General features: G+C 68.9%; 23 protein-coding genes and 1 tRNA gene. 6 read left to right on the top strand and 18 right to left on the bottom strand.

Annotated elements, in window-relative coordinates:
• The first annotated feature begins 22 nt into the window (after positions 1-22).
• The 3 genes from ACTWPT_RS15705 (at position 23) to ACTWPT_RS15695 (ending at position 3,781) form a co-directional block, all read left to right on the top strand.
• Positions 23-1,006 (top strand): SGNH/GDSL hydrolase family protein, encoded by a 984-nt coding sequence (locus ACTWPT_RS15705; RefSeq protein WP_443178099.1) that lies wholly within the window; start codon positions 23-25, stop codon positions 1,004-1,006.
• A gap of 123 nt (positions 1,007-1,129) precedes the next feature.
• Complete coding sequence (locus ACTWPT_RS15700) at positions 1,130-2,476, top strand: outer membrane protein assembly factor BamB family protein (protein ID WP_443178098.1); 1,347 nt, start codon at positions 1,130-1,132, stop codon at positions 2,474-2,476.
• Between the two features lie 87 nt (positions 2,477-2,563).
• Entirely contained in the window at positions 2,564-3,781 is a 1,218-nt protein-coding gene (locus ACTWPT_RS15695; protein WP_443178097.1) for an acetyl-CoA C-acetyltransferase, read from the top strand.
• Positions 3,782-3,980: 199 nt separating this feature from the next.
• On the opposite strand, the gene ACTWPT_RS15690 is transcribed toward ACTWPT_RS15695, so the two are convergent.
• The 17 genes from ACTWPT_RS15690 to ACTWPT_RS15610 all read right to left on the bottom strand — a co-directional run bounded on the left by ACTWPT_RS15690 (position 3,981) and on the right by ACTWPT_RS15610 (position 19,638).
• Positions 3,981-4,388: a PPOX class F420-dependent oxidoreductase gene (locus ACTWPT_RS15690; RefSeq protein WP_443178096.1), complete on the bottom strand. Its 408-nt coding sequence runs from the start codon at positions 4,386-4,388 to the stop codon at positions 3,981-3,983.
• Between the two features lie 59 nt (positions 4,389-4,447).
• Complete coding sequence (locus ACTWPT_RS15685; RefSeq protein WP_127936493.1) at positions 4,448-4,681, bottom strand: DUF4287 domain-containing protein; 234 nt, start codon at positions 4,679-4,681, stop codon at positions 4,448-4,450.
• A gap of 167 nt (positions 4,682-4,848) precedes the next feature.
• Positions 4,849-5,649 (bottom strand): Bax inhibitor-1/YccA family protein, encoded by an 801-nt coding sequence (locus tag ACTWPT_RS15680; RefSeq protein WP_443178095.1) that lies wholly within the window; start codon positions 5,647-5,649, stop codon positions 4,849-4,851.
• A gap of 172 nt (positions 5,650-5,821) precedes the next feature.
• A tRNA-Leu gene (locus tag ACTWPT_RS15675) sits at positions 5,822-5,894 on the bottom strand.
• 49 nt (positions 5,895-5,943) lie between these two features.
• Positions 5,944-6,501, bottom strand: a complete 558-nt coding sequence (locus ACTWPT_RS15670) for a peptide deformylase (protein WP_443178094.1) — start codon at positions 6,499-6,501, stop codon at positions 5,944-5,946.
• Positions 6,502-6,565: 64 nt separating this feature from the next.
• Positions 6,566-7,078 carry a glycine cleavage system protein R gene (locus ACTWPT_RS15665; RefSeq protein ID WP_443178093.1) on the bottom strand — a complete coding sequence of 171 codons (513 nt, stop codon included), beginning with the start codon at positions 7,076-7,078 and terminating at the stop codon, positions 6,566-6,568.
• 78 nt (positions 7,079-7,156) lie between these two features.
• A complete protein-coding gene (locus tag ACTWPT_RS15660) occupies positions 7,157-8,473 on the bottom strand; it encodes an NAD(P)/FAD-dependent oxidoreductase (RefSeq protein WP_443178092.1) in 1,317 nt (438 codons plus the stop codon).
• A 95-nt stretch (positions 8,474-8,568) separates the two neighbouring features.
• Positions 8,569-9,363, bottom strand: coding sequence for a uracil-DNA glycosylase (locus tag ACTWPT_RS15655; protein ID WP_443178091.1), 795 nt, complete (start codon positions 9,361-9,363; stop codon positions 8,569-8,571).
• Positions 9,364-9,512: 149 nt separating this feature from the next.
• Complete coding sequence (locus ACTWPT_RS15650) at positions 9,513-10,640, bottom strand: hypothetical protein (protein ID WP_443178090.1); 1,128 nt, start codon at positions 10,638-10,640, stop codon at positions 9,513-9,515.
• A 173-nt stretch (positions 10,641-10,813) separates the two neighbouring features.
• Positions 10,814-11,761, bottom strand: a complete 948-nt coding sequence (locus ACTWPT_RS15645) for a Ppx/GppA phosphatase family protein (RefSeq protein ID WP_443178089.1) — start codon at positions 11,759-11,761, stop codon at positions 10,814-10,816.
• Positions 11,752-12,240, bottom strand: coding sequence for a DUF501 domain-containing protein (locus ACTWPT_RS15640; protein ID WP_443178088.1), 489 nt, complete (start codon positions 12,238-12,240; stop codon positions 11,752-11,754). The genes ACTWPT_RS15645 and ACTWPT_RS15640 overlap by 10 nt, the downstream gene beginning before the upstream one ends.
• Entirely contained in the window at positions 12,230-12,646 is a 417-nt protein-coding gene (locus tag ACTWPT_RS15635) for an FtsB family cell division protein (protein ID WP_443178087.1), read from the bottom strand. The genes ACTWPT_RS15640 and ACTWPT_RS15635 overlap by 11 nt, the downstream gene beginning before the upstream one ends.
• A gap of 105 nt (positions 12,647-12,751) precedes the next feature.
• Positions 12,752-14,029: a phosphopyruvate hydratase gene (gene eno / locus ACTWPT_RS15630; protein WP_443178086.1), complete on the bottom strand. Its 1,278-nt coding sequence runs from the start codon at positions 14,027-14,029 to the stop codon at positions 12,752-12,754.
• Positions 14,030-14,063: 34 nt separating this feature from the next.
• Positions 14,064-15,002 carry a MazG family protein gene (locus ACTWPT_RS15625; RefSeq protein ID WP_443178085.1) on the bottom strand — a complete coding sequence of 313 codons (939 nt, stop codon included), beginning with the start codon at positions 15,000-15,002 and terminating at the stop codon, positions 14,064-14,066.
• Positions 15,003-15,005: 3 nt separating this feature from the next.
• Positions 15,006-15,662, bottom strand: coding sequence for a hypothetical protein (locus tag ACTWPT_RS15620; protein ID WP_443178084.1), 657 nt, complete (start codon positions 15,660-15,662; stop codon positions 15,006-15,008).
• 30 nt (positions 15,663-15,692) lie between these two features.
• The gene (gene mfd / locus ACTWPT_RS15615; protein ID WP_443178083.1) at positions 15,693-19,181 is read right to left on the bottom strand and encodes a transcription-repair coupling factor; all 3,489 of its coding nucleotides are present in this window, start codon (positions 19,179-19,181) and stop codon (positions 15,693-15,695) included.
• Positions 19,182-19,275: 94 nt separating this feature from the next.
• Entirely contained in the window at positions 19,276-19,638 is a 363-nt protein-coding gene (locus tag ACTWPT_RS15610) for a signal peptidase I (protein ID WP_443178082.1), read from the bottom strand.
• Positions 19,639-19,700: 62 nt separating this feature from the next.
• Between ACTWPT_RS15610 and ACTWPT_RS15605 the strand changes: the two genes are divergently transcribed.
• The 3 genes from ACTWPT_RS15605 (at position 19,701) to ACTWPT_RS15595 (ending at position 22,594) form a co-directional block, all read left to right on the top strand.
• On the top strand, positions 19,701-20,420 hold the full coding sequence (locus tag ACTWPT_RS15605; protein ID WP_443178081.1) for a class I SAM-dependent methyltransferase: 720 nt from the start codon (positions 19,701-19,703) through the stop codon (positions 20,418-20,420).
• A gap of 81 nt (positions 20,421-20,501) precedes the next feature.
• Entirely contained in the window at positions 20,502-21,716 is a 1,215-nt protein-coding gene (gene cysC / locus ACTWPT_RS15600; protein WP_443178080.1) for an adenylyl-sulfate kinase, read from the top strand.
• Positions 21,713-22,594 (top strand): sulfite exporter TauE/SafE family protein, encoded by an 882-nt coding sequence (locus ACTWPT_RS15595; protein WP_443178079.1) that lies wholly within the window; start codon positions 21,713-21,715, stop codon positions 22,592-22,594. The genes cysC and ACTWPT_RS15595 overlap by 4 nt, the downstream gene beginning before the upstream one ends.
• Before the next feature lie 36 nt (positions 22,595-22,630).
• Here the strand turns inward: ACTWPT_RS15595 and ACTWPT_RS15590 are convergent, their stop codons facing one another.
• Entirely contained in the window at positions 22,631-23,659 is a 1,029-nt protein-coding gene (locus ACTWPT_RS15590) for a glycoside hydrolase family 26 protein (protein ID WP_443178078.1), read from the bottom strand.
• Positions 23,660-23,816: the final 157 nt, after the last annotated feature.

Genomic DNA, 23,816 nt, shown 5'->3' with positions numbered 1-23,816 from the left:
TTCGACCGGGGGAGGCACGCAGGTGGTCTGGCCAGCTGGGATGGCGCGTGCGGCACGTAAGATCGCTACTGCGGCAGCGCTCGGAGGGGGCGGGCTGACGGCGCTCGGCGCCACGGCGTACGCACTGCTGATCGCCGAGGGGCTGCTCGCGCGCAAGGCCATAGGCCAACCGCACGGCCTGGACGGCCCGCCGTCCGACGGCATGTACGGCGACTTCCCCGGAGAGCCGCTCAAGCTGGCCATGCTCGGCGACTCCACGGCCATCGGCCTCGGCATGACCGATCCGGCCGACACCCCCGGCGTGTTGCTCGCCAACGGCCTGGCCGAGGTCTCCGAGCGCCCGGTGCGCCTGCTCGTCGCCGCCAAGTCGGGCACCCCGTCGGCCGAGCTGGGAGATCAGGTGGATCAGGCCCTGACCATGGAGCCCGACGTGGCGGTGATCTTCGTGGGGGCCAACGACATCATCACGCAGACGCCGCCCGCGATCGCCGTACGGCATCTGACCAAGGCCGTGCGGCGGCTGCGGGACGCCGGGGTCGAGGTGGTCGTGGGCACCTGCCCGGACCTCGGCACGGTGCGCCCGATCTCACAGCCGCTGCGCTGGGTGGCCCGGCGCTGGAGCCGCCAGCTGGCGGCGGCGCAGACGGTGGCGGTGGTGGACGCGGGCGGGCGTACGGTCGCGTTCGCGGACGTCCTGGGCCCGGAGTTCGCGACAAATCCGACAGAAATGTTCGGACCGGATCGTTTCCATCCATCTGCCCGAGGTTACGCGCAGGCCGCTTACGCGGTGCTACCTTCAGTGTGCGCTGCGTTGGAGCTGTGGCCTGAGCCGCACCCCGCGCGCGGCGAGGCACTGCAACCGATCTACCTTGCGGCGGCTACGGCCGCGGAGGAGCCCGGCACCGAGGTCACCGCGACCCGGGTCGACGGGCGAGCGACGGGCCTGCACGGGAAGTGGGCGTCGTTGCTCCGCCGACGGCTCGGCGAGCAGCTCAACGAGTCCTGACCCCCAAGAGGATTCAGCGAGTCCGGACCCCGGTTCAGGCTTGGCGAGCGCTCGACGACGCCCAGCCTCGGTCACCCTCTGCGTCCAAGTCGTCGCTAATCGTCCCTTTGGAGGGTATTGCCCGTGCTCAGGCCCCTCTGGAAACCGTCCATTGCCCTCGCCGGAACCCTGGCCGCCGCCGCCTGCTCCGGCAGCGACGCGGCCACTACCGACACGTTCCCGACCTGGCACAACACCCAAGTCAACGCGGTCAGCCGCATGGCGGTGGCCGGCGGGGTCGTCACCACGACCTCGATGAAGCCCGACGGCACGCTGGAGACCGTCGCGATCGGCCTGCGCGACGGCAGACGCCTGTGGGCCTACCCGGCCACGATGGTGGGTCGCCTGCCCGGCATGGGCGTCTCCGCCCCCGCGATCGTGGAGACGGGCAAGGACCAGGGCGTGGTCGTCGCGCTCGACCCGGCCAAGAAAGACCAGTGGAGCGCCACCCTCATCGCCCGAGACGCTCACTCCGGGGTGCAGAAGTGGACCAGGCCGGTGCATTCGACGTTCGGGCCGCAGCGCTGCGGCCCCTACGTCTGCCTGTCCGAGCACACTGCCCTGGCGAAGGCACGCATGGTGGTGCTCGATCCGGCCACGGGGAAACAACTGTGGAAGCTGCCCGGGATCTCCGAGGTCGAATGGTCCGACCCGGCCCGGGTGCTGCTGCTCAGGCTGTCCGCCAACCCCGTGATCGAGTCGTACGAGCTCAAGACCGGCAAGCTGCAGTGGCAGCAGCCGATCGAGCAGGCCCTCGGGCCCGGCGTCGATCTGTCGGGGGGCTGGGCGTTCGGCGCGGCAGGGGACAATCTGGTCGGGTACGTCGCCCCGTACACCAACACCCAGACGAAGAAGATCTCCACCTTCGGATTGTTCTCCGTCAAGATCTCCGACGGGACGATCAACTGGATCCGGCCCTCGGTCGTCCGCGTCTATCCCAGCGGCAGCCCCGGCTACGCCCCGGTCGTGCGCCCCGTCGACCGGCAGGGCGCCTACGGCGGCTTCGCCCGGCTCGACTCCGGGTCCGGCCGGGTGGTCGGGCAGATCACCGCCTCCGAGGTGCCGGGCTCGGGCTGGTGGCTGGCCTTCCCCGACCGGATGGACAAGCTGGGCTTCCTCAAGCACAACACCAAGGGGACGGCCTTCGACCTGGTCTCCGGCAAGGCCGTGCCCGCGGAGAAGGAGCGCGGCTGGTCCTTCTGCGTCACCGACCCCAAGCCGCTGGCGCTGCGCGGACAGCCTCCGGGCTTCTACTCGACGGCGGCCATCTGCGAGTACGACCTCGGCACCGGCAAGCGGATCTCCCCCGCGAGCGCGCCGCCGCCCTGGTTCACGGGCAGCCAGGACGGCTGGCGGCTGTGGCGGGACGAGAAGGGGGCGCTGCATGCCGTGAACGACCAGACGGCGCCCGCGCCGGGCATGTACGGGTAGCGACGTCGCGTATGACCGGCCACCCCGCGGGGCTTTTCAGCAGGACTGGAATATAGTTCTACTATTAGCGCCGACAAAGGAGGGGCCATGCCCGAGGCAGTCATCGTCGCAACCGCGCGTTCCCCCATCGGACGAGCCTTCAAGGGCTCGCTGAAGGAAATCAGGCCCGACGACCTGACCGTGCAGATGATCAAGGCGGCGCTGGCCAAGGTGCCCCAGCTCGACCCCCACACGATCGACGACATCATGCTGGGCTGCGGGCTGCCTGGCGGCGAACAGGGCTTCAACATGGCGCGGGTGGTGTCCGTCATGCTCGGCCTGGACGACGTGCCCGGCACCACCGTGACGCGCTACTGCTCCTCGTCGCTGCAGACCACGCGGATGGCCTTCCACGCGATCAAGGCGGGCGAGGGCGACGTGTTCGTGTCCGCAGGAGTGGAGACCGTCTCGCGCTTCACAAAGGGCAGCTCCGACTCGCTGCCTGACACCCACAACCCGATCTTCCTGGACTCGCTGGCCCGTTCCAAGAAGTTCACCGAGGGCGGGCAGACCTGGCACGACCCGCGCGAAGATGGGTCCATCCCGGACATCTACATTGCGATGGGCCAGACCGCCGAGAACCTCGCGCAGCTCAAGGGCGTCAGCCGGCAGGAGCAGGACGAGTTCGGCGTGCGGTCACAGAACCTGGCCGAGAAGGCGCTGGCCGACGGGTTCTGGGCCAAGGACATCACGCCCGCGACCATGCCCGACGGGACCGTGGTCAGCAAGGATGACGGGCCGCGGGCGGGCACCACGTACGAGAAGGTCGCCACCCTGCAGCCGGTCTTCCGGCCCGACGGCACTGTCACGGCCGGCAACTGCTGCCCGCTCAACGACGGGGCGGCCGCCGTGATCGTGATGAGCGACGTCAAGGCCGCCGAACTGGGGATCACGCCGCTCGCCCGGATCGTGTCCACCGGGGTGTCCGCGCTGTCGCCCGAGATCATGGGGCTGGGGCCGGTGGAGGCCAGCCGGCAGGCGCTGTCGCGGGCGGGGATGGCCATCGAGGACGTCGACCTGATCGAGATCAACGAGGCCTTCGCCGCTCAGGTGATCCCGTCGTATCGGGAGCTGGGGATCGACCTGGACCGGCTCAATGTGAACGGGGGCGCGATCGCGGTGGGGCATCCGTTCGGGATGACCGGGGCGCGCATCACGTCCACGCTCGTCAACAGCCTCCACCACCACGACAAGAGCATCGGGCTCGAGACGATGTGCGTCGGCGGCGGCCAGGGGATGGCGATGATCGTCGAGCGTCTCTCTTAGAAGATCATATTTTACGCGCTGCCGTGGCCGGCCACCCGCCATCGTGGGCCGGCGTCTGTCCAGGGAAACGGCCTCTGACCGGGTGACGGTGACTCGCCGCTACGCGAGCCCCCGTTGCCCGGCTTCCGTGGCGACCCGTTGCCCCGTGCCGTGCCCCATCCTGAGCGCCGACCGCCATGCGCCGAGCACCGCTGGCGCGTTACCCGTGGTGGTCCGGGCCTGCGTGGGTTGGGGTGATGCGGAGGATGACGCGACGGTCGCGGATCATGGCGGCGCGGTAGTCCTCCCAGTCAGGGTGCTCGCCCGAGATGTTGCGATAGTAAGAAACCAGGTGGTCCATGGCCTCGGGGAGGGAGATGATGTCGGCCGTGCCGTCCACCTGGATCCAGTCGCCGTAGAAGGCGTTGGTGAAGACGCACAACGAGACGTGCGGGTCGCGGCGGGCGTTGCGGACCTTGACCGCCGTCTCCCTGGTGCTGACGACGATGCGGCCGTCTTCAACCCCGGCCGTCACCGGCGACAGCTGCGGGCGCCCATCGGGATGCCGGGTGAGCAGGACGGCGTTGTGGTTGGCGCGGAGAAAGGCGAGAGCCTTGTCGAGATCCATCCCCTCATAATGACGCGCCCGTGCTTGGAGCACGGGCGCGGGGATGGGCTGGGCTTGGCTTAGATGAAGCCCATGCGGTTACGGCGCTGCCGCTCGTGCTCGAGGACGATCGCGGCGGCGTAGCCGTGAGTCAGCCCGTGCTCGTCGGCTAGCCAGTTGGCCCGCTCGTCGCACCTCAGGAAGCTTGGGCCGTTGTCAAGTGCTTGGAACCACTCTGGGAGTTCGCGTCCCGTGATGGCCGGGACCCTTGCGATGAGCTTCGTCTGCATCTCCGGTGAGTGGTTCAAGGACATGGGCACCTCCGCGGATAAGGTCCTTTGCTTGACAGTGCAACACGTCCGTCCGAATAGCAAGCCCCCAACCAGGCATCATTTCGTGACGGCACGTAGATTTTCGGTCGCACAAAGAGAGGGCCCCGCCTGAACGGCGAGGCCCTCCGTGGTTACGCTGGCGTTAACGATCAGTCACTGCTGCTGAAATAGCTGACGAAGCGCAGGATCTCGAGATAGATCCAGACCAGGCTGAGCGTCAGCCCGAACGCGCACTGCCAGGCGAACTTCTCCGGAGCGCCCTGCTTGACCCCCTGCTCGATGGAGTCGAAGTCGAGCAGCAGGAAGAAGCAGCCGATGAGGATCATCGCGATGCTGAAGATCCAGCCGAGCGGGCTGTCGGTGCGCAGGCCGAGCCCGACGCCGTTGAAGATGCCGACGAGCAGGTTGACGAGGATCAGCCCGACCGCGGCGATCGCCGCGGCGATGCCATACTTCACCAGCTTGGGTGTCACGCGGATGATGCGTAGGGCGTAAACGGTCAGCACGGCGCCGAAGGCGAATGCCGTGCCGAGGACCGCCTGCAGCACGATGCTGCCGCTGCCTCCGAAGTAGCTATCGAAGAGGCGGCTGATCGTGCCGAGGAACACGCCCTCGAACGCCGCGTAGGCCAGGATGAGGACCGGGTTGGTGCTCTGCGTGAACGAGGCGATCAACCCGAGGATCATCGCGACGATCGCGGCGCCGATCGCGACCGTCGGTGGGACCTCCAGTATCCACGCCGCGGCGGCGGCAACGACGAGGGTGCCGAGGGTGATGAACCCGCGCACCACTACGTCGTCGAGGGTCATGGCCCGGTACGCGGGCCGGCTCGGGGGGGCGTACGACGGGGAGTCGTACATGTTCTGCAGCTGGTCGGGAGACGGGGTGGGCCCCGCCCAACCCCCCGCCTGCTGACGTGACCTGCTGAATACGGGGTTCTTGCTCTCCATCGCTGCCTCCTGTGACACCGAGCCTAAGGGGCCCGGTGGCACCTTGGTCAACTCGCGCTCAGATCGATGTCCATTTGGGACGTCGGCAGCGTTGACAACGAACGTGGCCACCGGAGAGTTCCCAAGGTCATGCAGGCTACGGAAAACGCATTTCCAATGGTAGAAGGGCAGGTGCCCCCGGCGGGATTCGAACCCGCACTACAACCCTTTTAAGGGGTTTGCCTCTGCCATTGGGCTACGGGGGCGCCGCAATCATACGAAACGGACCATGCTTCCGAGGAGCACAACTTCGTATCAGGCGTCACAACTGTGAAGTCTGCGGTGAAGCGATAGGGCTCCTGGCACTCTGTCCAAGAAGAGTAGACCGTCCAGATGGTCCAGTTGGTGCTGAATGCAACGGGCTTCGAAGGCATCAGCTTCGATGGTGACTGCCTCGCCCGTGCCTGGCAAATGCCCATGTACGGTGATACGCGTGGCTCGCAGGACGTCGGCCGTCAGCCCCACGATCGAGGCGCACCCCTCCCGTCCATGATCCCAGTGGGACGCTCTGGCGAGGCGCGGATTGGCCACCACGAGCTCTCCAGCCGACGATCGGCCGCGGGGGTGGACCCGGGTATCGAAGGCGATGAGGCGCAGTCTCAGGCCGATCTGAGGGGCCGCCAGGCCGGTCGTGGACGGCACGTGGCGGAGGGTGGCCAGCAGATCGGCGGCGGCCGCCACGACATCGGGGTCCGTCGGGTCCACCGGCTCGGCCACGGCGGACAGGATCGGATGGGGAGCGCTGAGCACCTCACGCGGCGTCCCCCGGGGCCCGTTCCCGCGTCTGATGGCCCGCTCGCTCCGCTCACTCACAGGCCCTCCTTCATCGGTCCTGTGAGCACACTGGTGCGTCTATTCGTTCGCTCGCTCCGCTCACTCACAGCAAGTCCGGTTCGACGGGGCGGAAGGTGATCTCCGAGTCGAGGCTGGCGCCGACGGCCGCCAGCCTGCGCATGAGCGCCGCCACGTCCACCTCCTTCGGCAGCTCGACGTCGGCGATGAGCACGTACAGCCGCCCGGAGAGCCGAGTGCTCATGCCGGTGATGTTCCCGCCGTCCGCGGCCAGCACGGCGCTGATAGCCGAGATGATCCCCGGCCGGTCGGGCCCGTGCACGGTCAGCACGTAGCCGAGCCCACCCCCGTCCTCGCAGAAGTGGCGCCGGGCCTCGATGGCCGAGGCGGTCACCACCAGGTCGGGCGCCCGCAGCCGCTTGAGCAGCTCGGCGGAATCCAGGTCGCCGGAGACCAGGAGCATCATCGCCACGTGGCCGCCGAGCAGCGTCATCGTCGAGTCCTGGATGTTCGCCCCGCAGTCGGCGAGCGAACCGGTGACTGCGGCGATCACGCCGGGCCTGTCCACGCCGAGCACCGTCACCGCTGAGAGCCCCACCCGTGCTACCCCTTCCGCTTGCCGCAGGGGGCGCCGAGCCGCCCCGGCGAGGATCACCGGGGCGCTGCCGTACCCGGGCTAGCGGCGCATCGTCGCGACGGCGGCCCTGAAGTCCTCGCGCGGGTGCTCCATCTCACCCAGCGAGATCGTCTCTCGCTTGAAGAACAGAGCCAGGGTCCAGTCGACGACGACACGGACCTTGCGGTTCAGCGTCGGCACCCGCGACAGATGGTAGGTGCGGTGCATGAACCACGCAGGGAATCCGCGAAGCTTGACGCCATAGACATTGGCGACGCCCTGATGCAGGCCCAATCCGGCAACCGATCCGACATACTTGTGCCGGTATTCGACCAGTTGCTGTCCGCGCAGGTGCCGGATGATGTTGTCTGCCAGCACCTTGGCCTGCCGGACCGCGTGCTGGGCGTTGGGCGCGCAGTACTGTCCCGGGTTCGTCACGTCGGGCACCCCCGCCGCGTCGCCGGCGGCGAAGGCGTCCCGCGTTCCCGCGACGGTGAGCATGGTGGTGGTCTTGATGCGGCCCCGCTCGTCGAGGGGCAGGTCGCCCTCCTTGACCACCGGGCTGGGCTTGACGCCCGCGGTCCACACGAGGGTCTCCGCGTCGAACTCCGAGCCGTCGGAGAGCACCACGCGCCCGCCCTCACACGACTCGAGCCGGGTCTCGAGCTTGACGTCGATGCCGCGTTCGCGCAGCTGCTCCAGCGTCCACTTGCCCATCTCGGGGCCGACCTCGGGCAGCACCCGGTTCGTGGCCTCGACGAGCACCCAGCGGACGTCGGACGGCTCGATGTTGCGGTAGTAGCGCACCGAGTCCTTGGCCATGTCCTCGAGCTCGGCGAGCGCCTCCACACCCGCGAAGCCCGCACCGACGACGACGAACGTGAGCGCCCTGCGCTTCACCTCGGGGTCGTCGGTGGACTCGGCCACGTCGAGCAGGTGCAGCACGCGGTTGCGCAGCGCGATGGCCTCCCCCACGGTCTTGAAGCCGATGCCGATGTCGGTCAGGCCGGGGATGGGCAGCGTCCGCGAGATGGATCCGGCGGCCATCACGATCACGTCGTAGGCGATCTGGCGCGGCTCGCCCTCGGGCGGCTGGAAGGTGACGGTGCGCTCGTTGTGGTCGACCTTGGTGACCATGCCGTTGAGTATGCGTGCCTTCGGCAGGATCCGCCGCAGCGGGGCAACCAGGTGCCGGGGCGACAGGTTACCCGCGGCCGCCTCAGGCAAGAAGGGCTGGTAGGTCATGTAGGACTGGGGGTCGATGATCGTGATGCGCACCTCGCCACCGCGCAGCTCCCGATGGAGCTTGCGCTGCAGCCGGAGCGCCGTGTACAGACCGACGTATCCGCCACCGACGATCAATATGTGCTTGTTCATCCTGAGGCCCCATCCCTCGTGGAATGCTTGTGAAAGCATTCACAAGCTTACGTCAAGCACACTCGATGAATCCAATCCGGGCGTGGTGCAACGCGTCACACAGCCAGTGACCTGGCCCTGGTGAAGACGTCGTCCAGCATTTGGGCGGTGACGCGGCCGGTGAACGTGTTCTGCTGGCTGGGGTGGTAGCAGCCGATCAGCGTGACGGGGGCGCCGGCGTGCTTGGCCTCGGCCTCGACGCCGTGCCCGAAGGGCGGCCGGCTGCGCGGCAGCTCGTAGCCCGCGTCCTTCAGCGCCGGCCACATGGCCTGCCAGGCGTATCCGCCGAGCGCCACGACCACCCGTACGGTCGGTGCGGCCAGCGCCAGCTCACGGGCCATCCACGGGAAACAGGTGCTCTTCTCCGACGGCGAGGGCTTGTTGGCGGGCGGCGCGCAGCGCACCGAGGCGAGCACGCGCGTGCCGAAGAGCTTCTGCCCGTCGCCGGCGTGCGTGCTGGTCTCCTGCGCCGCCAGGCCGCTGCGGTACAGCGAGGCGAACAACCAGTCGCCGCTGCGGTCACCGGTGAAGATCCGCCCGGTCCTGTTACCCCCGTGCGCGGCCGGGGCGAGGCCGACCAGCATGATCCGCGGGTGCTCGTCACCCCAGCCGGGGACCGGACGGCCCCAGTAGGTCTCGTCCGCGAACGCACGCCGCTTCTCGCCGGCGACCCTCTCCCGCCATTCCACCAGGCGGGGGCAGGCGCGGCAGACCGACTGCCGGGCCGTGAGCTCCGCGAGAGTGCCGCTGTCCGCGGCCAGACGGCGCACGTCGGCGGGGTCGAGCGCGACCGGGGTGTCCTCGGTCGCCGGGTCGCCGGGCCAGCCGGTGCCGGGAGGTACGAAGCTCATGACATCGATGGTGCCCGATGTTCACCACTTCCCTGCTCACGGGGCCGGGCCCCGCACAACAAGAACCCGCACAACAAGAAAGGGCGCGACAAGAAAAACCGGGTGACGCGTTGAAGCGTCACCCGGTTGTTACTCGGTCAGACCCTCATTCACGGGCTCGGCGTGCCACTCGGGGCGGCGGGAGCCGGGACGTTGCACGCGGCGTAGCTCTGCGTGATCACGTCGCCGTTGTTCGGCCCGGTGACCGTCAGCGTGACGGTGCCGCCCTTGACGGCGTCACCGGTCAGCGGGATGTCGGAGAACGCGACGGTCTGCGACCCTGCTCCGCTGAAGGCGGCCTCGCCCTTGGACACGGAGGAGCCGTTCACCGCCCAGGTCCACTGGACCTTCGCGGCACCGGTCGCGCTGACAGTGGCGTGGGCGCCGACCTTGCAGCCGTCGTGGTTGGTAGCGGTCACCAGGCTGGAGGCCGAAACCTTCGTGACGGGAGCGGGGGCCGGGTCCTTGCACCAGACCTTGTAGTAGGCCCGGTTGGAGTAGGCGCTGTCGGGGCCGAGGATCTCGAGCTGCGCCCAGCCGCGCTGGCTGTGACGCGGGGAGATGCCGAAGCCCACCTTGCGGGCGTCGTAGACCTTCACCTTGCCGTAGTCGACCACGTCACCGTTGAGCACCCAGCGGTAACGCACCCAGCTCGGCCGGTTGACCTTGATCAGGCCAGTGAAGTCGATCTTGTCACCCGGGGTGCACTCGCCGACGTACGAGTCGGGGCTGGCCCAGGCGTGGGCCGACACCGACACGTCCAGGTGCGTACGCGCGTCCGGCGTGGGCTCGGCCGGCTTCTCACAGGAGACGGAGAAGTAGCCCTTCTTCGAGGTGTACTTCTTCGGCCCGAGGACCTGAACGGCCTCCCAGCCCTTGACGTCTTCCTTGAAGGTGATGGACTGCTTGACCGTCACCGTCTTGACGCCCTTGCCCTTGAGCTTGATCACGTTGATCTTGCCCTTGGACCCGTCACCGTGCAGCCAGCGGTAGGCCAGCTCGGTCTTGCCCTTGACCGGCACCTTGATCTTGGCCGAGAAGTTGACCTTGACCGGGCAGGAACCTTCGTACTTGCTCGGTGTGGCCTTGGGCGCGGACGCCGAGACCTTCGGTCCGCCCTTGGCCGTGGTCGCCGCCTGCGCGGGGCCGGCGACCAGGCCCGCGGTCAGGGCGGCCAGCACAGCGGCGGACGCGCCGAAGGCCGCCGCCTTGCGTGCTGCTAACCCAGCAAACTTCATGTGAGAGTGCTCCATTCCGTGAGGGAAAAGACACGCTCGGGAACGGTCGCCACGCCAGTACCTTCCGTACACAGCGATATGGCAAAGCCCCCGTAATGCCCCATTACCTAAGCACAATAATGATTGCACACTCAACACAGGACGTAGATCGGAAATGTCCGAATTTAGGCACCCTATCGGCTCAGCGACCAGGCAATGCCGTCGAGGATGTCGTGTTCACTCACAACGACCTGCGAAAACGCGAAACGACGGACGATCCGGTCAAGAATTAGCGCACCAGCGCCAATCACGTCAACCCTCCCCGGGTGCATGACCGGAACGGCGGCGCGCTCACCATGGGTCATCGCCAGCAATCGCCGCGTAACGTCGTGGACCTGCTCGGCCGATATGCGGGAGTGGTGAATCCGCGCCGGCTCGTAGGCCGGCAGGTCGAGCGCCATGCCCGCGACCGTCGTCACGGATCCCGCCAGGCCGACGAGCGTGTGCGCCCGCTGGACCGGCACCTCCGCCTGGACCCGGTCGAGCGCCGCCTCGATGTCGGCCACCACGGCCTCCAGCGCGGGCGCGGACGGCGGGTCGCCGGCGTCCTTGAGATGCCGCTCGGTGAGGCGTACGCAGCCGATGTCCACCGACAGCGCCGCCTCGGCGTGCTCGGCGCCGAGCACGAACTCCGTGGACCCGCCGCCGATGTCCACCACCAGGTAGGGAGGCAGCGGCCCTTGCGGGACCTCAGTCTCGGGCGACAGCCTGAGCAGGCCCTTGGTCGCGCCGACGAAGGACAGCTCGGCTTCCTCGGCGCCCGACACGACCTCCGGCTCCACGCCGAAGATCTCGCGTACCCCATCCACGAACTCCTGCCGGTTGGCCGCGTCCCTGGTGGCGCTCGTGGCCACGACCCGGGTGGCGACGGCGCCCTGCCGCTCGATCAGCTCGCGGTAGTGCCGCATGGCCTTGAACGTGCGCTCAAGCGCGTCGGGGGCGAGCCTGCCGGTCCGGTCGACGCCCTGGCCGAGGCGGACGATCTCCATCCGCCGCTCGACGTCGTCGATCAGCTCGTCGCCGACGTCCGCGATGAGCAGGCGTACGGAGTTGGTGCCGCAGTCGACGGCGGCTACACGCATGGTCCGTCACTCCACCAGTCGGGGAGGGCGTCGAGCGCCTCCCTGCCGAACGGGTTGACCCCCGGCGCCGCCAGCTCGTGCGCGACGAGCGCGTGCAGGCACTTGACCCGCTGCGGCATGCCGCCCGTGCTCTGCATGTTGCGCGGGAGCGGCGCCATGCCCTCTTCCTGCGCCGCCTTGTCGCGCCTGGCCACGTAGTCGTCGTGCGCCGCCTGGTAGGCGGCGGCCAGGTCGGGATCCGTGGCCAGCCTGGCCTGCATCTCCCGCATCAGGCCGGAACCTTCCAGGGTGCCGATGGCCGAGGCCGCCTTGGGGCAGGTCAGGTAGTAGAGGGTCGGGAAGGGTGAGCCGTCGGGCAACCGCGGCGCGGTCTCCACCACGTCGGGGTTGCCGCACGGGCAGCGATGCGCCACCCCGCGCAGTCCGCGGGGCGGCCGCCCGAGCTGCTTCCGCACGACCTCGACGTCGTTACTTTCCAACACTTTCCTTCCCCGTGACAGCCCTGCGCCCGGTCCCCTTGTCGGCGGCCTCCACGGACTCCCAGAGCGTCTGGTACCACGGCGGCACCGTCGCGGCCTGCTTCACGGCCGCCTGTGCCTTGTCCTGCTCGGGCTCCATCACCACGAAGCACTTCTCGCCGGGACCGCAGTAATGCAGCCGTTCCTTGGCCGTCTTCTTGATCCAGTTAGGGTCGTTGCTCTGCTGGTCGCGGGCCAGCAACGCCTGCTTCTCCGCCTCGACCCTGGCCTTCTCCGCCCGCAGCTCGGAGATGCTGCGACGCAGGCTGATGTACTCGCGCACAGGGTAGGCCAGGCTCATCGCGATCGCGCACACCACGACGGCCAGGATGGCGGCCCGCCCGGTCAGCTGCGGTCTCTTCGCCACTTGCTGCACACCCCCTTCGAGGTACGGCTCGCAGTATCCACTTGCCTCACTCCGTGAGGCGGCTCGGTCGTCAGACGCGAGGGTTACCGCGAGCCGTACTCGAAACTAGCGCCGGAAACGCGGGAACGCGGCGCGACCCGCGTAACGAGCGGCGTCATCGAGGAGCTCCTCGATGCGCAGCAGCTGGTTGTACTTCGCCACCCGGTCCGAGCGGGCCGGCGCGCCGGTCTTGATCTGGCCGCAGTTGACCGCCACCGCCAGGTCGGCGATCGTCGTGTCCTCGGTCTCGCCGGAACGGTGGCTCATCATGCACTTGTAGCCGTTGCGGTGAGCCAGATCCACGGCGTCGAGCGTCTCCGACAGCGTGCCGATCTGGTTGACCTTGACCAGCAGGGCGTTGGCCGCGCCGTCCTTGATGCCGCGCTCCAGCCGCTCGGGGTTGGTGACGAACAGGTCGTCGCCGACGAGCTGCACCTTGTCGCCGAGGGAGACGGTGATGGCCTTCCAGCCCTCCCAGTCCTCCTCGTTGAGCGGGTCCTCGATGGAGACCAGAGGGTAGTTGGCGACCAGGTCCTCGTAGAAGTTGATGAGCTCGGATGCCGACAGGCCCTTGCCGTCGATCGTGTAGACGCCGTCGTTGTGGAACTCGGAGGCGGCCACGTCGAGCGCGAGCGCGATGTCCTCGCCCGGCGTGTAGCCGGCCCGCTCGATCGCGACCAGGATCAGGTCGAGCGCGTCGCGGTTGGACGGCAGGTTGGGCGCGAAGCCGCCCTCGTCGCCCAGGCCGGTGGCGTAGCCCTTCTCCTTGAGCACGCCCTTGAGCGCGTGGTAGACCTCGGTCCCCATGCGCACGGCCTCGCGGAACGTCTCCGCCCCGATCGGCGCGATCATGAACTCCTGGATGTCGACGTTGGTGTCGGCGTGGGCGCCGCCGTTGAGGATGTTCATCATCGGGACCGGCAGCACGTGCGCGTTGGGGCCGCCCACGTAGCGGAATAGCGGCAGGTCGGCGCTGTCCGCGGCGGCCTTCGCGACGGCCAGCGAGACACCCAGGATGGCGTTGGCGCCGAGGTTGGCCTTGTTGGGCGTGCGGTCCAGATCGATCATGATCTGGTCGATGATGCGCTGGTCTTCGGCCTCGATGCCGTTGATCTCCTCGAAGATCTGGTCGGTCACGGCGAGCACGGCCTTCTCGACGCCCTTGCCGCCGTAACGCTTGCCGCCGTCACGCAGCTCGACCGCCTCGAACTGGCCGGTGGACGCCCCGCTGGGCACGGCCGCGCGGCCGCTGCTGCCGTCGTCGAGGACCACTTCGACCTCGACGGTCGGGTTGCCGCGGGAGTCGAGGATCTCGCGAGCGTAAACGACCTCGATGGTAGCCACGGGATGCGCTCCTAAGTCGAAAGGCAATATGCCTTCAGAGCCTATCGGTCCCCGTCTCCCACGAATGAACGCGGTCTCGGTACGCGCGAGCCGCCGCGCGTAGCTCGGCCTCGGCGTCGATTCCGGCGTCGCCGGCGCGGCGCACCAGGTCGAACAGCTCTCGCGCCACGCCCTGGCCGACCCCTGCGGACAGCGCCTCGGGTGCACCCGCCCGTCCGGCCCTGCGCAGCAGCTGCGCGGCCAGCGACAGGGCCGGCTGTCCCATGGGAACGCCCTCGAGCACCGACTCGCGCCCCTTGGACGCACGCTCGGCCGCCTTGATCGCTTCCCAGTTGTCGTTGACCTCGTCGGCGCTCTCGGCCCGCACCGAGCCGAAAACGTGGGGATGGCGGCGCACCAGCTTCTCCACGATCCCGGCCGCCACGTCGTCCATGTCGAAGTCCTCGGCCACCCGGGCGTGGAAGACCACCTGCAGCAGCAGGTCGCCCAGCTCCTCGCGGAGCGCGGGATAGTCGCCCTGCTCGATGGTCTCCAGCACCTCGTAAGCCTCTTCGAGCAAGTACGGCACCAGCGACTCGTGGGTCTGCTTACGATCCCACGGGCATTCCGTACGCAACCGGTCCATCACCGCGACCAGGTCGAGCACCCGCGCGCCCGGCAGGTCGTACGAGCCCGGCACCACCTCGATCAGCGGCGGCTCCTCGAGCGCGACCGCGGCGTGCCCCACGGCGCGCATGAAGCCCTCATCATCCTCGGCCAGCCACACGACGGTCTCGCCGACCGCCCGAGCGGCCAGCCCGCGCGGGTCCGGCTCGACGACCTCGACCTCGACCCCGGCCTCGGCCAGATAGGGCAGCTGAGGGTGCGCGGCGGAGCCGGTCAGCACCGGGCCCGAGCGCAGCGCCTGCCAGGCCTGGTGGCTCAGCAGGCCCGGCGCGACCCTGGGCGAGGAGGTGACGAGGATCAGCGGCATCGGCTAGCCCTGCTGCTGTGGCTGTGGCTGTGGCTGTGGCTGTGGCGGGGTGAGCTTGCCGAACCTGCCGGTGTCGAGGAACATCGCCGGGTTCTCCTGCGAACGCTGCGGGTTGAGCACGCCGTAGCGAGGGCTGAAGACCGGCTGGAACGCGCTGAACTCCTTGACGAGCCGCTCCTGTCCGCTCTCGCCGCCGAACTGCTGCTGCAACTTCGACACGCCGACCACCACCCGGCCGTATTCGCGCGCGTTTTGCGGCGAAACACCGCTGAACAGCAGTCTGATCTCAGCGGACGGGTATTGGCCGGGATCCTTGAGCGCGTTGTCGATCTCCGTCTGGCTCACCTGAACGTTGTAACGCGCCATGAGCTGCCTGAACGCGCTGATCTCAACCATGTTCCGCAGCACGACCTGGCTGGCCGACGTGCCTTGCAGCGCGGCCTGTTCCAGAGTGGTGCCGGCGAGTGCGGCCTTCGTCTGCTCGTCCAGCTTGGCGTTCCTCAGCGCGGTGACATAGACCTGCGTGTTCTCGTTCAGCTGGCTTGCGGAGATGCGCTCGCTCCCGACCACGGCCGCGGCGCCGGCGTGCATGGGCGAGGAGCAGGCGGTCAGCGTTATGCCCACCGCCACGGCGGCCACAGCCACTCGTATCGACTTCACGTACGTGTCCCTTTCGACCGAAAACCGCCGCTAGCTTACCCGTGCGGGCTCGAGGAACATCGCCTCGACCAGGTCACCGCACCATTTGAGCAGATCGAGATCACGGAGCGGCTGCCCACCCAGCGGCTTGGTCTTGGGCACCGGCACCAGCAACGTCTCGGCGGCCTGCTTGTAGATGGCCTTCTTGTAGAGCCGGTCCAGGCGCACCTGCTGCGACTCCTTCAGCCTGGCCGGGCCGAACTTGATGTTCTGCCCCTGCAACGTGACGTCCGTGAGCCCGGCCCGCCGGGCCTTGATCCGGAACTTGGCAACCTCCAGCAGGTTGTCCACCTCCACCGGCGGCTTGCCGTAGCGGTCGGTGAGCTCCTCGCGCACCTCGTCGATGTCGCTCTCCCCGGCGATGGCCGCGATCCGCTTGTACGCCTCCAGGCGCAGCCGCTCAGAGGTGACGTAGTCGTGCGGGATGTGCGCGTTGATCGGCAGCTCGACCTTGACGTCGTGCACCTCCTCGCGCACTTCCTTGCCCTCGAGCTTGGCCTTCTGCTCCTGCACGGCCTCGGTCATCAGGCGCACGTACAGGTCGAACCCGACGCCGGCGATGAAGCCCGACTGCTCGGCGCCGAGCACGTTGCCCGCACCGCGGATCTCCAGGTCCTTCATCGCGACGTACATGCCCGCGCCCATCTCGGTGTGCTGCGAGATCGTGGCGAGCCGCTCGTGCGCGGTCTCGGTCAGCGGCTTCTCCGGCGGATAGAGGAAGTACGCGTACCCGCGTTCCCTGCCTCGCCCGACCCGGCCCCTGAGCTGGTGGAGCTGCGACAGGCCGTAGTTGTCGGCCCGGTCCACGATCAGCGTGTTGGCGTTGGGCACGTCGAGGCCGGACTCGACGATCGTGGTGGAGACGAGCAGGTCGTACTCCCGCTCCCAGAAACCCACCATGATCTTCTCGAGCTGGTGCTCGTTCATCTGCCCGTGCGCCACCGCGATGCGGGCCTCGGGGACCAGCTCGCGCAGCCGCGCGGCGACCCTGTTGATCGACGCCACCCGGTTGTGCACGAAGAAGATCTGCCCGTCGCGCATCAGCTCGCGCCTGATCGCCGCGCCGATCTGCTTCTCCTCGTACGGGCCCACGAACGTGAGGATCGGGTGCCGCTCCTCCGGCGGCGTGAGGATCGTCGACATCTCGCGGATGCCGGTCAGGCCCATCTCCAGCGTGCGCGGGATCGGCGTGGCCGACATGGCCAGCACGTCCACCTGCGTGCGCAGGTGCTTCATGGCCTCCTTGTGCTCGACGCCGAACCGCTGCTCCTCGTCGATGATGATCAGGCCGAGGTCCTTGAACCTGACCTCGGGGCTGAGCAGCCGGTGCGTGCCGATCACCACGTCGACCGCGCCCGCCCTGAGCCCCTCGAGGGTGCCCTTGACCTCGCCGTCGCTCTGGAAGCGGGAGACAGGCTTGAGCGTGACGGGGAAACTGGAGAACCGCTCGGTGAACGTCGACATGTGCTGCTGCACCAGCAGGGTCGTCGGCACCAGCACCGCGACCTGCTTGCCGTCCTGCACGGCCTTGAACGCCGCCCGCACCGCGATCTCGGTCTTGCCGTAACCGACGTCGCCGCAGATCAGCCGGTCCATCGGCACGCCGCGCTCCATGTCGCGCTTGACCTCGTCGATGGCCGCCAGCTGGTCGCCGGTCTCGGCGTACGGGAAGGCGTCCTCCATCTCCCGCTGCCACGGCGAGTCGTCGGCGAACGGGTGGCCGGGCGAGGCCATGCGGGCCGAGTAGAGCCTGATCAGCTCGCCGGCGATCTCCTTGACCGCCTTCTTCGCCCGCGACTTGGCCTTGGCCCAGTCGGTGCCGCCCATGCGGTTGAGCGTGGGCGCCTCGCCGCCGACGTAGCGGGTGACCTCGTCGAGCTGGTCCGTGGGCACATAGAGGCGGTCGCCCTTGGCGTACTCGATGACGAGGTATTCGCGGGTGGCGCCCTGCACCGTGCGCTGCACCATCTCGACGTAGCGGCCCACGCCGTGCTGCTCGTGCACGACGTGGTCGCCGACCTTGAGCTGGAGCGGGTCGACCATGTTGCGACGGCGCGAGGGCAGCCGCCGCATGTCCTTGGTGGACGCCTTCTGCCCGACCAGGTCCAGATGGGTGAGCACGGCCAGGCTGGGCGTGATGAAACCATGCTCGATCAGGCCGGTCGTGACGTGCACGACCTTGGGCTCGGGCGCCTTGTCCAGGAACTGCTGGAGCCTGGCGGGCACGTCCACGCCCTTGAGCAGCTCCACCATGCGCTCAGCGGGCCCGTGGCCCTCGCTGAGCAGCACGACCGCCTTCTCGTCGGCCAGCCAGCCCTTGATGTCGGCCAGTGCCTTGGCCGTGTCGCCCCGGTAAGCCTCGCAGTCCTGCGCGTCCAGCTCCACCCCGCCGCCGAACGGCGCCATCGTCCACCACGGCTGCCCCAGCGCGTCGGCGTGGTCGCGGATCTCCTCCAGCGAGCGGAACGCGGCCGCGCCCAGGTCGATCGGCGCCTCGCCGCCGGCCGCCGCGTTGATCCAGGAGGCCTCCAGGAACTCCTGCGAGGTGCGTACGAGCTCCTCGGCCCGCCCTCTGATCCGCTCGGGGTCGCACACGAACACGGCGGACCTGACCGGCAGGTGATCGAGCAGCAGGTCCATCTCCCCGGCCAGCACGGGCGCGAACGCCTCCATGCCCTCCATGGGCGTGCCGTCGGCGAGCTGGTCGAGCACTTCGGCCAGCGCGGGGTGCTCCTCGGCGAGCTCCCGCGCCCTTGCCCTGACCTCGCCGGTCAGCAGCAGCTCACGGCACGGCGGCGCGAACAACCCGTCCTCGGCCGCCTCCAGCGAGCGCTGGTCGGCCACCTTGAACCAGCGGATCTCCTCGACCGTGTCGCCCCAGAACTCCAGCCGCAGCGGATGCTCCTCGGTCGGCGGGAACACGTCCAGCAGCCCGCCGCGCACGGCCACCTCGCCGCGCCTCTCCACCATGTCCACCCGGTGGTAACCATTGGTGACGAGCTGGTCCACGACGTCTTCGAGATCGGCGTCGTCGCCCGCGCGCAGCCTGATCGGCTCCAGGTCGCCCAGACCCTTCACGATCGGCTGCAGCAGCGCCCTGACCGGCGTCACGATCACACTGAGCGGCCCGGCCGCCGCGTCACCCTTGACCGGGTGCGCCAGCCTCCTGAGCACGGCCAGCCGCTGCCCCACGGTGTCGCTGCGCGGCGAGAGCCGCTCGTGCGGCAGCGTCTCCCACGCCGGGAACACCGCCACCGAGTTGGGCTCGATCAGGCTGGTCAGTGCCGCGGCGAGGTCTTCCGCCTCGCGCCCGGTCGCGGTGACCGCGAGCACGGTCCGCTGGTCGTGCGCGGCCAGCGCGACCACGCCGAACGGCCGCAATGCGGACGGCGCGATCAGAGAGACGTCGCCGCCCTCTTCGAGCGCGGCGGTCAGTTTCGGGTCAGCACGAACAAGGTCAAGCAGTCCGGAAAGACTCATCAGATACGCCCACAGCCCCAAAATGCGGCAACACGACTACCCCCGGCCTTCTCAGGTCGCGGGGGTTCCTCTTCAAGAGTACTAGCCGCGAGCCTCAGCCGACTCTGTAACCAGGCACGGACGGCCAGCGCACGGTCAGGACGGTGGAGGCCTCCTCCGCCCGCCACGAATGGTCGACGCCCTTGCCCCACACCACGTAGTCGCCCGGCTCGGCCAGCAGCACGCTGCGACCCGGCAGCTCGACCCGGAACCGGCCGCTGATGAGGACGAGCAGGGCCGTACGCTCCTCCCCGCGCACCCACTGCGCCCGCTCATCGCCCGGCGGGTGCACGCCCCACTTGATCTCGACCTCGTCGCTGTGCCGGGGATCGCCAGGGGGCTTGAAATGGCCGAGCAGCCACCCGCGGTCGCCGGACGCGTCCACGCCCGCGTTGCCCACGTAGATGTGATCGCTCACAGACCAGGACGCTAGCAGGGAAATACCTTACTCATACCGATCGAATGACTACTGTAGGTGACATGTGTGAGGTGCAATCCATCGCCCATCGAGGCGATCTCTTCGGACAGCGGCTCCGTGAGCACTGGACCAGCCAGCTCTGCAGACGGCTCGACGTGCTGGTCGCCGGCTGCGCCCACGACGAGCCGCTGACGCTGGATCGGATCGAGACCAGGGCCACCGGAGTCGACGAGGACCACCCCGCGATCAGGGCCACGGTGGAGGAGCGTCCCGACCTGGTCGCATGGTCGCTGGGCGACCTGCGCTGCGTGCCGCTGCCGCCCAGGGCGTACGACGTGATCCAGGTGTCGTTCCTGCTGGAGCGGGTCAAGCACGCCGAGCTCGTCTTCGACCGCCTCCTGCAGTCCCTGCGCCCGGGCGGGCTGGTCCTGCTGCGCATGCGCGACCGCAGGTCCGCGTACGGCCTCCTCGACCGGATCACGCCGTCGTGGCTGCGCCGCCTGCTGTGGCGCCCGCTCGTCACCCAAGGCACGCCAGGGCCGCTGCCGAAGGTGTACGAGCCACTGGTGTCGAGCGACGGCATGCACGCGTTCTGCCTCAGCCGCGGCCTCATGATCACCGACGACGAGCGGAACGTCAGCGGCCCTGCGCGCGAGAGCCGGCTCGCCGATGCGGCGGTCAGAGCCGTCGCCAGCCTGACCAGCGGCCGCTACCCCGCCTCCCACGACGAGATCACCATGGTGATCAGGAAGCCGCAGCACCACTTCGCCCGGGTCATCTAGCGACACACCGGCACCAGTGGGTAGACTCTTCTTCCTACAATTCTCTACCAATTCAATCGGAATAGTTGGGATGCAGGAACCGTGGAGTGGACCCCCGAGCCGCACGAGCTGGCCGACCTCGAGCTGCTGCTTTCCGGGGCGTTCGACCCGCTGACCGGGTTCCTGGGCCACGACGACCTCCACACGGTCCACGAGCGCGGCACGCTCGCCGACGGCACCCCGTGGCCCGCGCCCGTCACGCTCCATCTGCCGGTCGAGGTCTCCCCCGGCGATGAGGTCACGCTGTTGGACCCGGAGGGCCTGCCGCTCGCCGTGCTCACGGTGACCGCGCAGGAGTCCGACGGGCTGACCGCCGGGCCCGTCAAGCCCCTCGGCACGCCTGAGCACGGGCCGTTCGCACGCCTGCGGCGTACTCCGGCAGAGGTGAAGGAGGAGCTCGGCGGACGTCGCGGGCTCGCCGTCACCATGCGGGGCCCTCTCGACGACCTCTCCGAGATCGTCGACACCGCGAAGGAACTCGACGCGGTGATCATGCTACTCGCCCTCTCGTACGGCGAGCCCGGCCCCGCGGTCGTCCGCGCCGCGCTCCGCGCCAAGGACCAGCTCCCCGACGGCGCCATCGTGGTCTCCGTGCCGCTGGCGCCGCGCGCCGAGCCCGAGATCGACCTGGAGCTGCGCGAGCACGTCGCCACCGCCTACGGCGCGACCGAGCACCTGGCCGGGCCCGAGCCGGTGAGCATCCCCGGGCCGCCGCACCGGCGCGGGCTCGTGGTGTTCTTCACCGGCCTGTCGGGCTCGGGCAAGTCCACGATCGCCCGTGGCCTGCGCGACGCGCTGCTGGAGCTCGGCAGCCGCACGGTGACCTACCTCGACGGCGACGTGGTCCGGCAGCTGCTGTCCAAGGGCCTGACGTTCTCCAAGAGCGACCGCGACCTCAACATCCGGCGCATCGGCTTCGTGGCCGCCGAGGCCGCACGCCACGGCGGGCTGGCCATCTGCGCGCCCATCGCCCCCTACGCGACCACCCGCGCCGAGGTACGCGAGATGGTCGAGTCGGTCGGCGCCGACTTCCTGCTCGTACACGTCGCGACGCCGCTGGAGGAGTGCGAGCGGCGCGACCGCAAGGGCCTGTACGCCAAGGCCCGCGCCGGGCTCATCCCCGAGTTCACCGGCATCTCCGACCCCTACGAGGAGCCGGACGACGCCGACCTGGTGATCGACACCACGCACATGACGATCGACGCGGCCGTCTCCCAGGTGCTGGGGACGCTGCGGTCTGGAGGCTGGGTCCGTTGATCGACTTCCCCCTGATCGCCGGCTCCTTCCTCGTCGCCATTGTGGTCGGGCTGACCGGCATGGGCGGCGGGGCCCTCATGACGCCGATGATGATGTTGTTCTTCAACGTGCCGCCGCTGGCCGCGGTCTCCAGCGACCTGGTCGCCTCCGCCGTGATGAAACCGGTCGGGAGCGTTGTGCACATGCGGCGGGGCACGGTCAATCTGCGTCTGGTGGGCTGGCTGTGCGCGGGGTCGGTGCCGGCCGCGTTCTGCGGGGTGTTCCTGGCGCGGGCGTTCGCGGTCAGCGACGCGGTCAAGTATGCCCTGGGCGTGGCGCTCCTGCTGGCCGTGGCGGGCATGGCGGTCAAGGCGTGGCTCGGCACGCGGGGAGGTTCGACGAGCGCCCACGACATCGTCGTGCGCCCAATTCCGACCCTACTGGTCGGTATGATAGGCGGATTGGTGGTCGGCGTCTCATCCGTCGGCTCGGGATCGCTGATCATCGTGGCCCTGCTCGTGCTCTATCCGGCGCTCAAGGCCAACCAGCTCGTCGGCACCGACCTGGTCCAGGCCGTGCCGCTGGTCACCGCGGCCGCGCTCGGCCACCTGCTGTTCGGCGACTTCCAGATGGACCTCACCGTGTCGCTGCTCATCGGCTCGATCCCGGGCGTCTACCTCGGCGCCAGGATCTCCTCACGCGCCCCGGGCGGACTGATCAGGTCCTTGCTGGCGATCGTGTTGCTCGCCTCCGCGCTCAAGCTGCTCGACGCGAGCAACACGCTCACCGTCGGAGCGCTTGTGGCGGCCACCGCGATCACCATCGCGGGCTGGAGGTGGCGGCGCCTTCTCCCCGGCAACCGAGTCGCCCCGCAAGGCGAGACCGTGAGCACGCACTGAGCGCACGTCCGCAGGGGCCGCTTCCCGCGCGCCGGTCTATGGGCGCGGGACGGGGGTCGAGCGGAAGTACCGATCGCGCGCGAGCCGGGTGAACGCCCGATCGGCTTCGGCATTGGAGTCGAAGCTGGTGTCGCCGCGCGGCGCCCGTGGCGAGTCGAAGTACAGCAGCGCCTTGATCTGGGGATAGCGCTTGACCTGCCGCCGCACCGACTCGAAGAACTTCCGCTTGAACCCGGGGTCCCGGGACCGCTCGAACACCCCCCACTCGGCCACCATGACCGGCTTGCCGGGGAAGCGCATCTGCATCCACCGGTAGAAGCCCGGCCACTGCGCGTATTCCTCGCGGGTCTTGTTCACCAGCCCGTCGAAGTTCTGGACTCGATCGTCGGCGTAGGGGTCCATGGCGACCCAGTCCACCACGTCGTCGCCCGGATAGAGCTCCTCGAACCAGGGCTCGGCCGCCCAGTTGGGCGCCCCCATGTACGTCATGACCGTGACGGCGTTGCGAACCCCCTGCTCGCGCAGCCTGAACACGATGTGCCGGTACATCGCGGCATAGTCGGCGGCCCGCATGCCCGACCCGGACGAGGCGTCCACGTCGTTCTCCGGCTCGTGGTGGAGGGTGAGGAAGAACCGCTCGGGGAACGTGCTCCGGAGGTACTCCGCCAGCCGGTCGATCCTGCCGTCCAGCGCCCCGTCGGCGATCTCGGCCCACGTGTGGTCGAACGACGGTTTCCAGTTGATCATGAGCAGCCGCGGCCGCGCCGGATCGCGGGCCAGCCTGAGTTCGGCTTGGGTGGGGAACAACTCGCTGCCCCGGTGGTAGATGTGCAGCACGTCCGCGGCAGCGCCCATGCGCGCCTCGGCCCCGCGCAGCGCCTGCTCGACCGGGGCGCCGGTGAAGACCTCGGGCGCCAGGCCCCACCACGCGCCGCACGACGGGATGAGCCTGGCGGTGGCTGTGCAGGCCGGCACCCCTGCGATCTTGTCCTTGATGGTTGGGGTCACCGGCGCCCAGGCCTCGGATCCCTCGGCGCCGGAGCAGGCGGCGAGCGCCGCGACCACGACGAGCCCGGTCGTTCTATTCCTAATTCCCCGTAGCAGCAAAGCCGTTCAACCCCCTTGTCGAAGGACCCCCGCCCTGTCACACCTGAACCTTGCCATGTCATTGCCGCCTGCGTGGAAGTCTTCGCAGTTCACGCCGGGTGACAGTGCGCCCGGA

Origin of the sequence: Nonomuraea sp. 3N208 (genome assembly GCF_052245935.1) — a bacterium.
Lineage (GTDB): Bacteria > Actinomycetota > Actinomycetes > Streptosporangiales > Streptosporangiaceae > Nonomuraea.
Note: the sequence above shows the minus strand (reverse complement) of the source record. Positions and strands in the feature narration are given on the sequence as shown.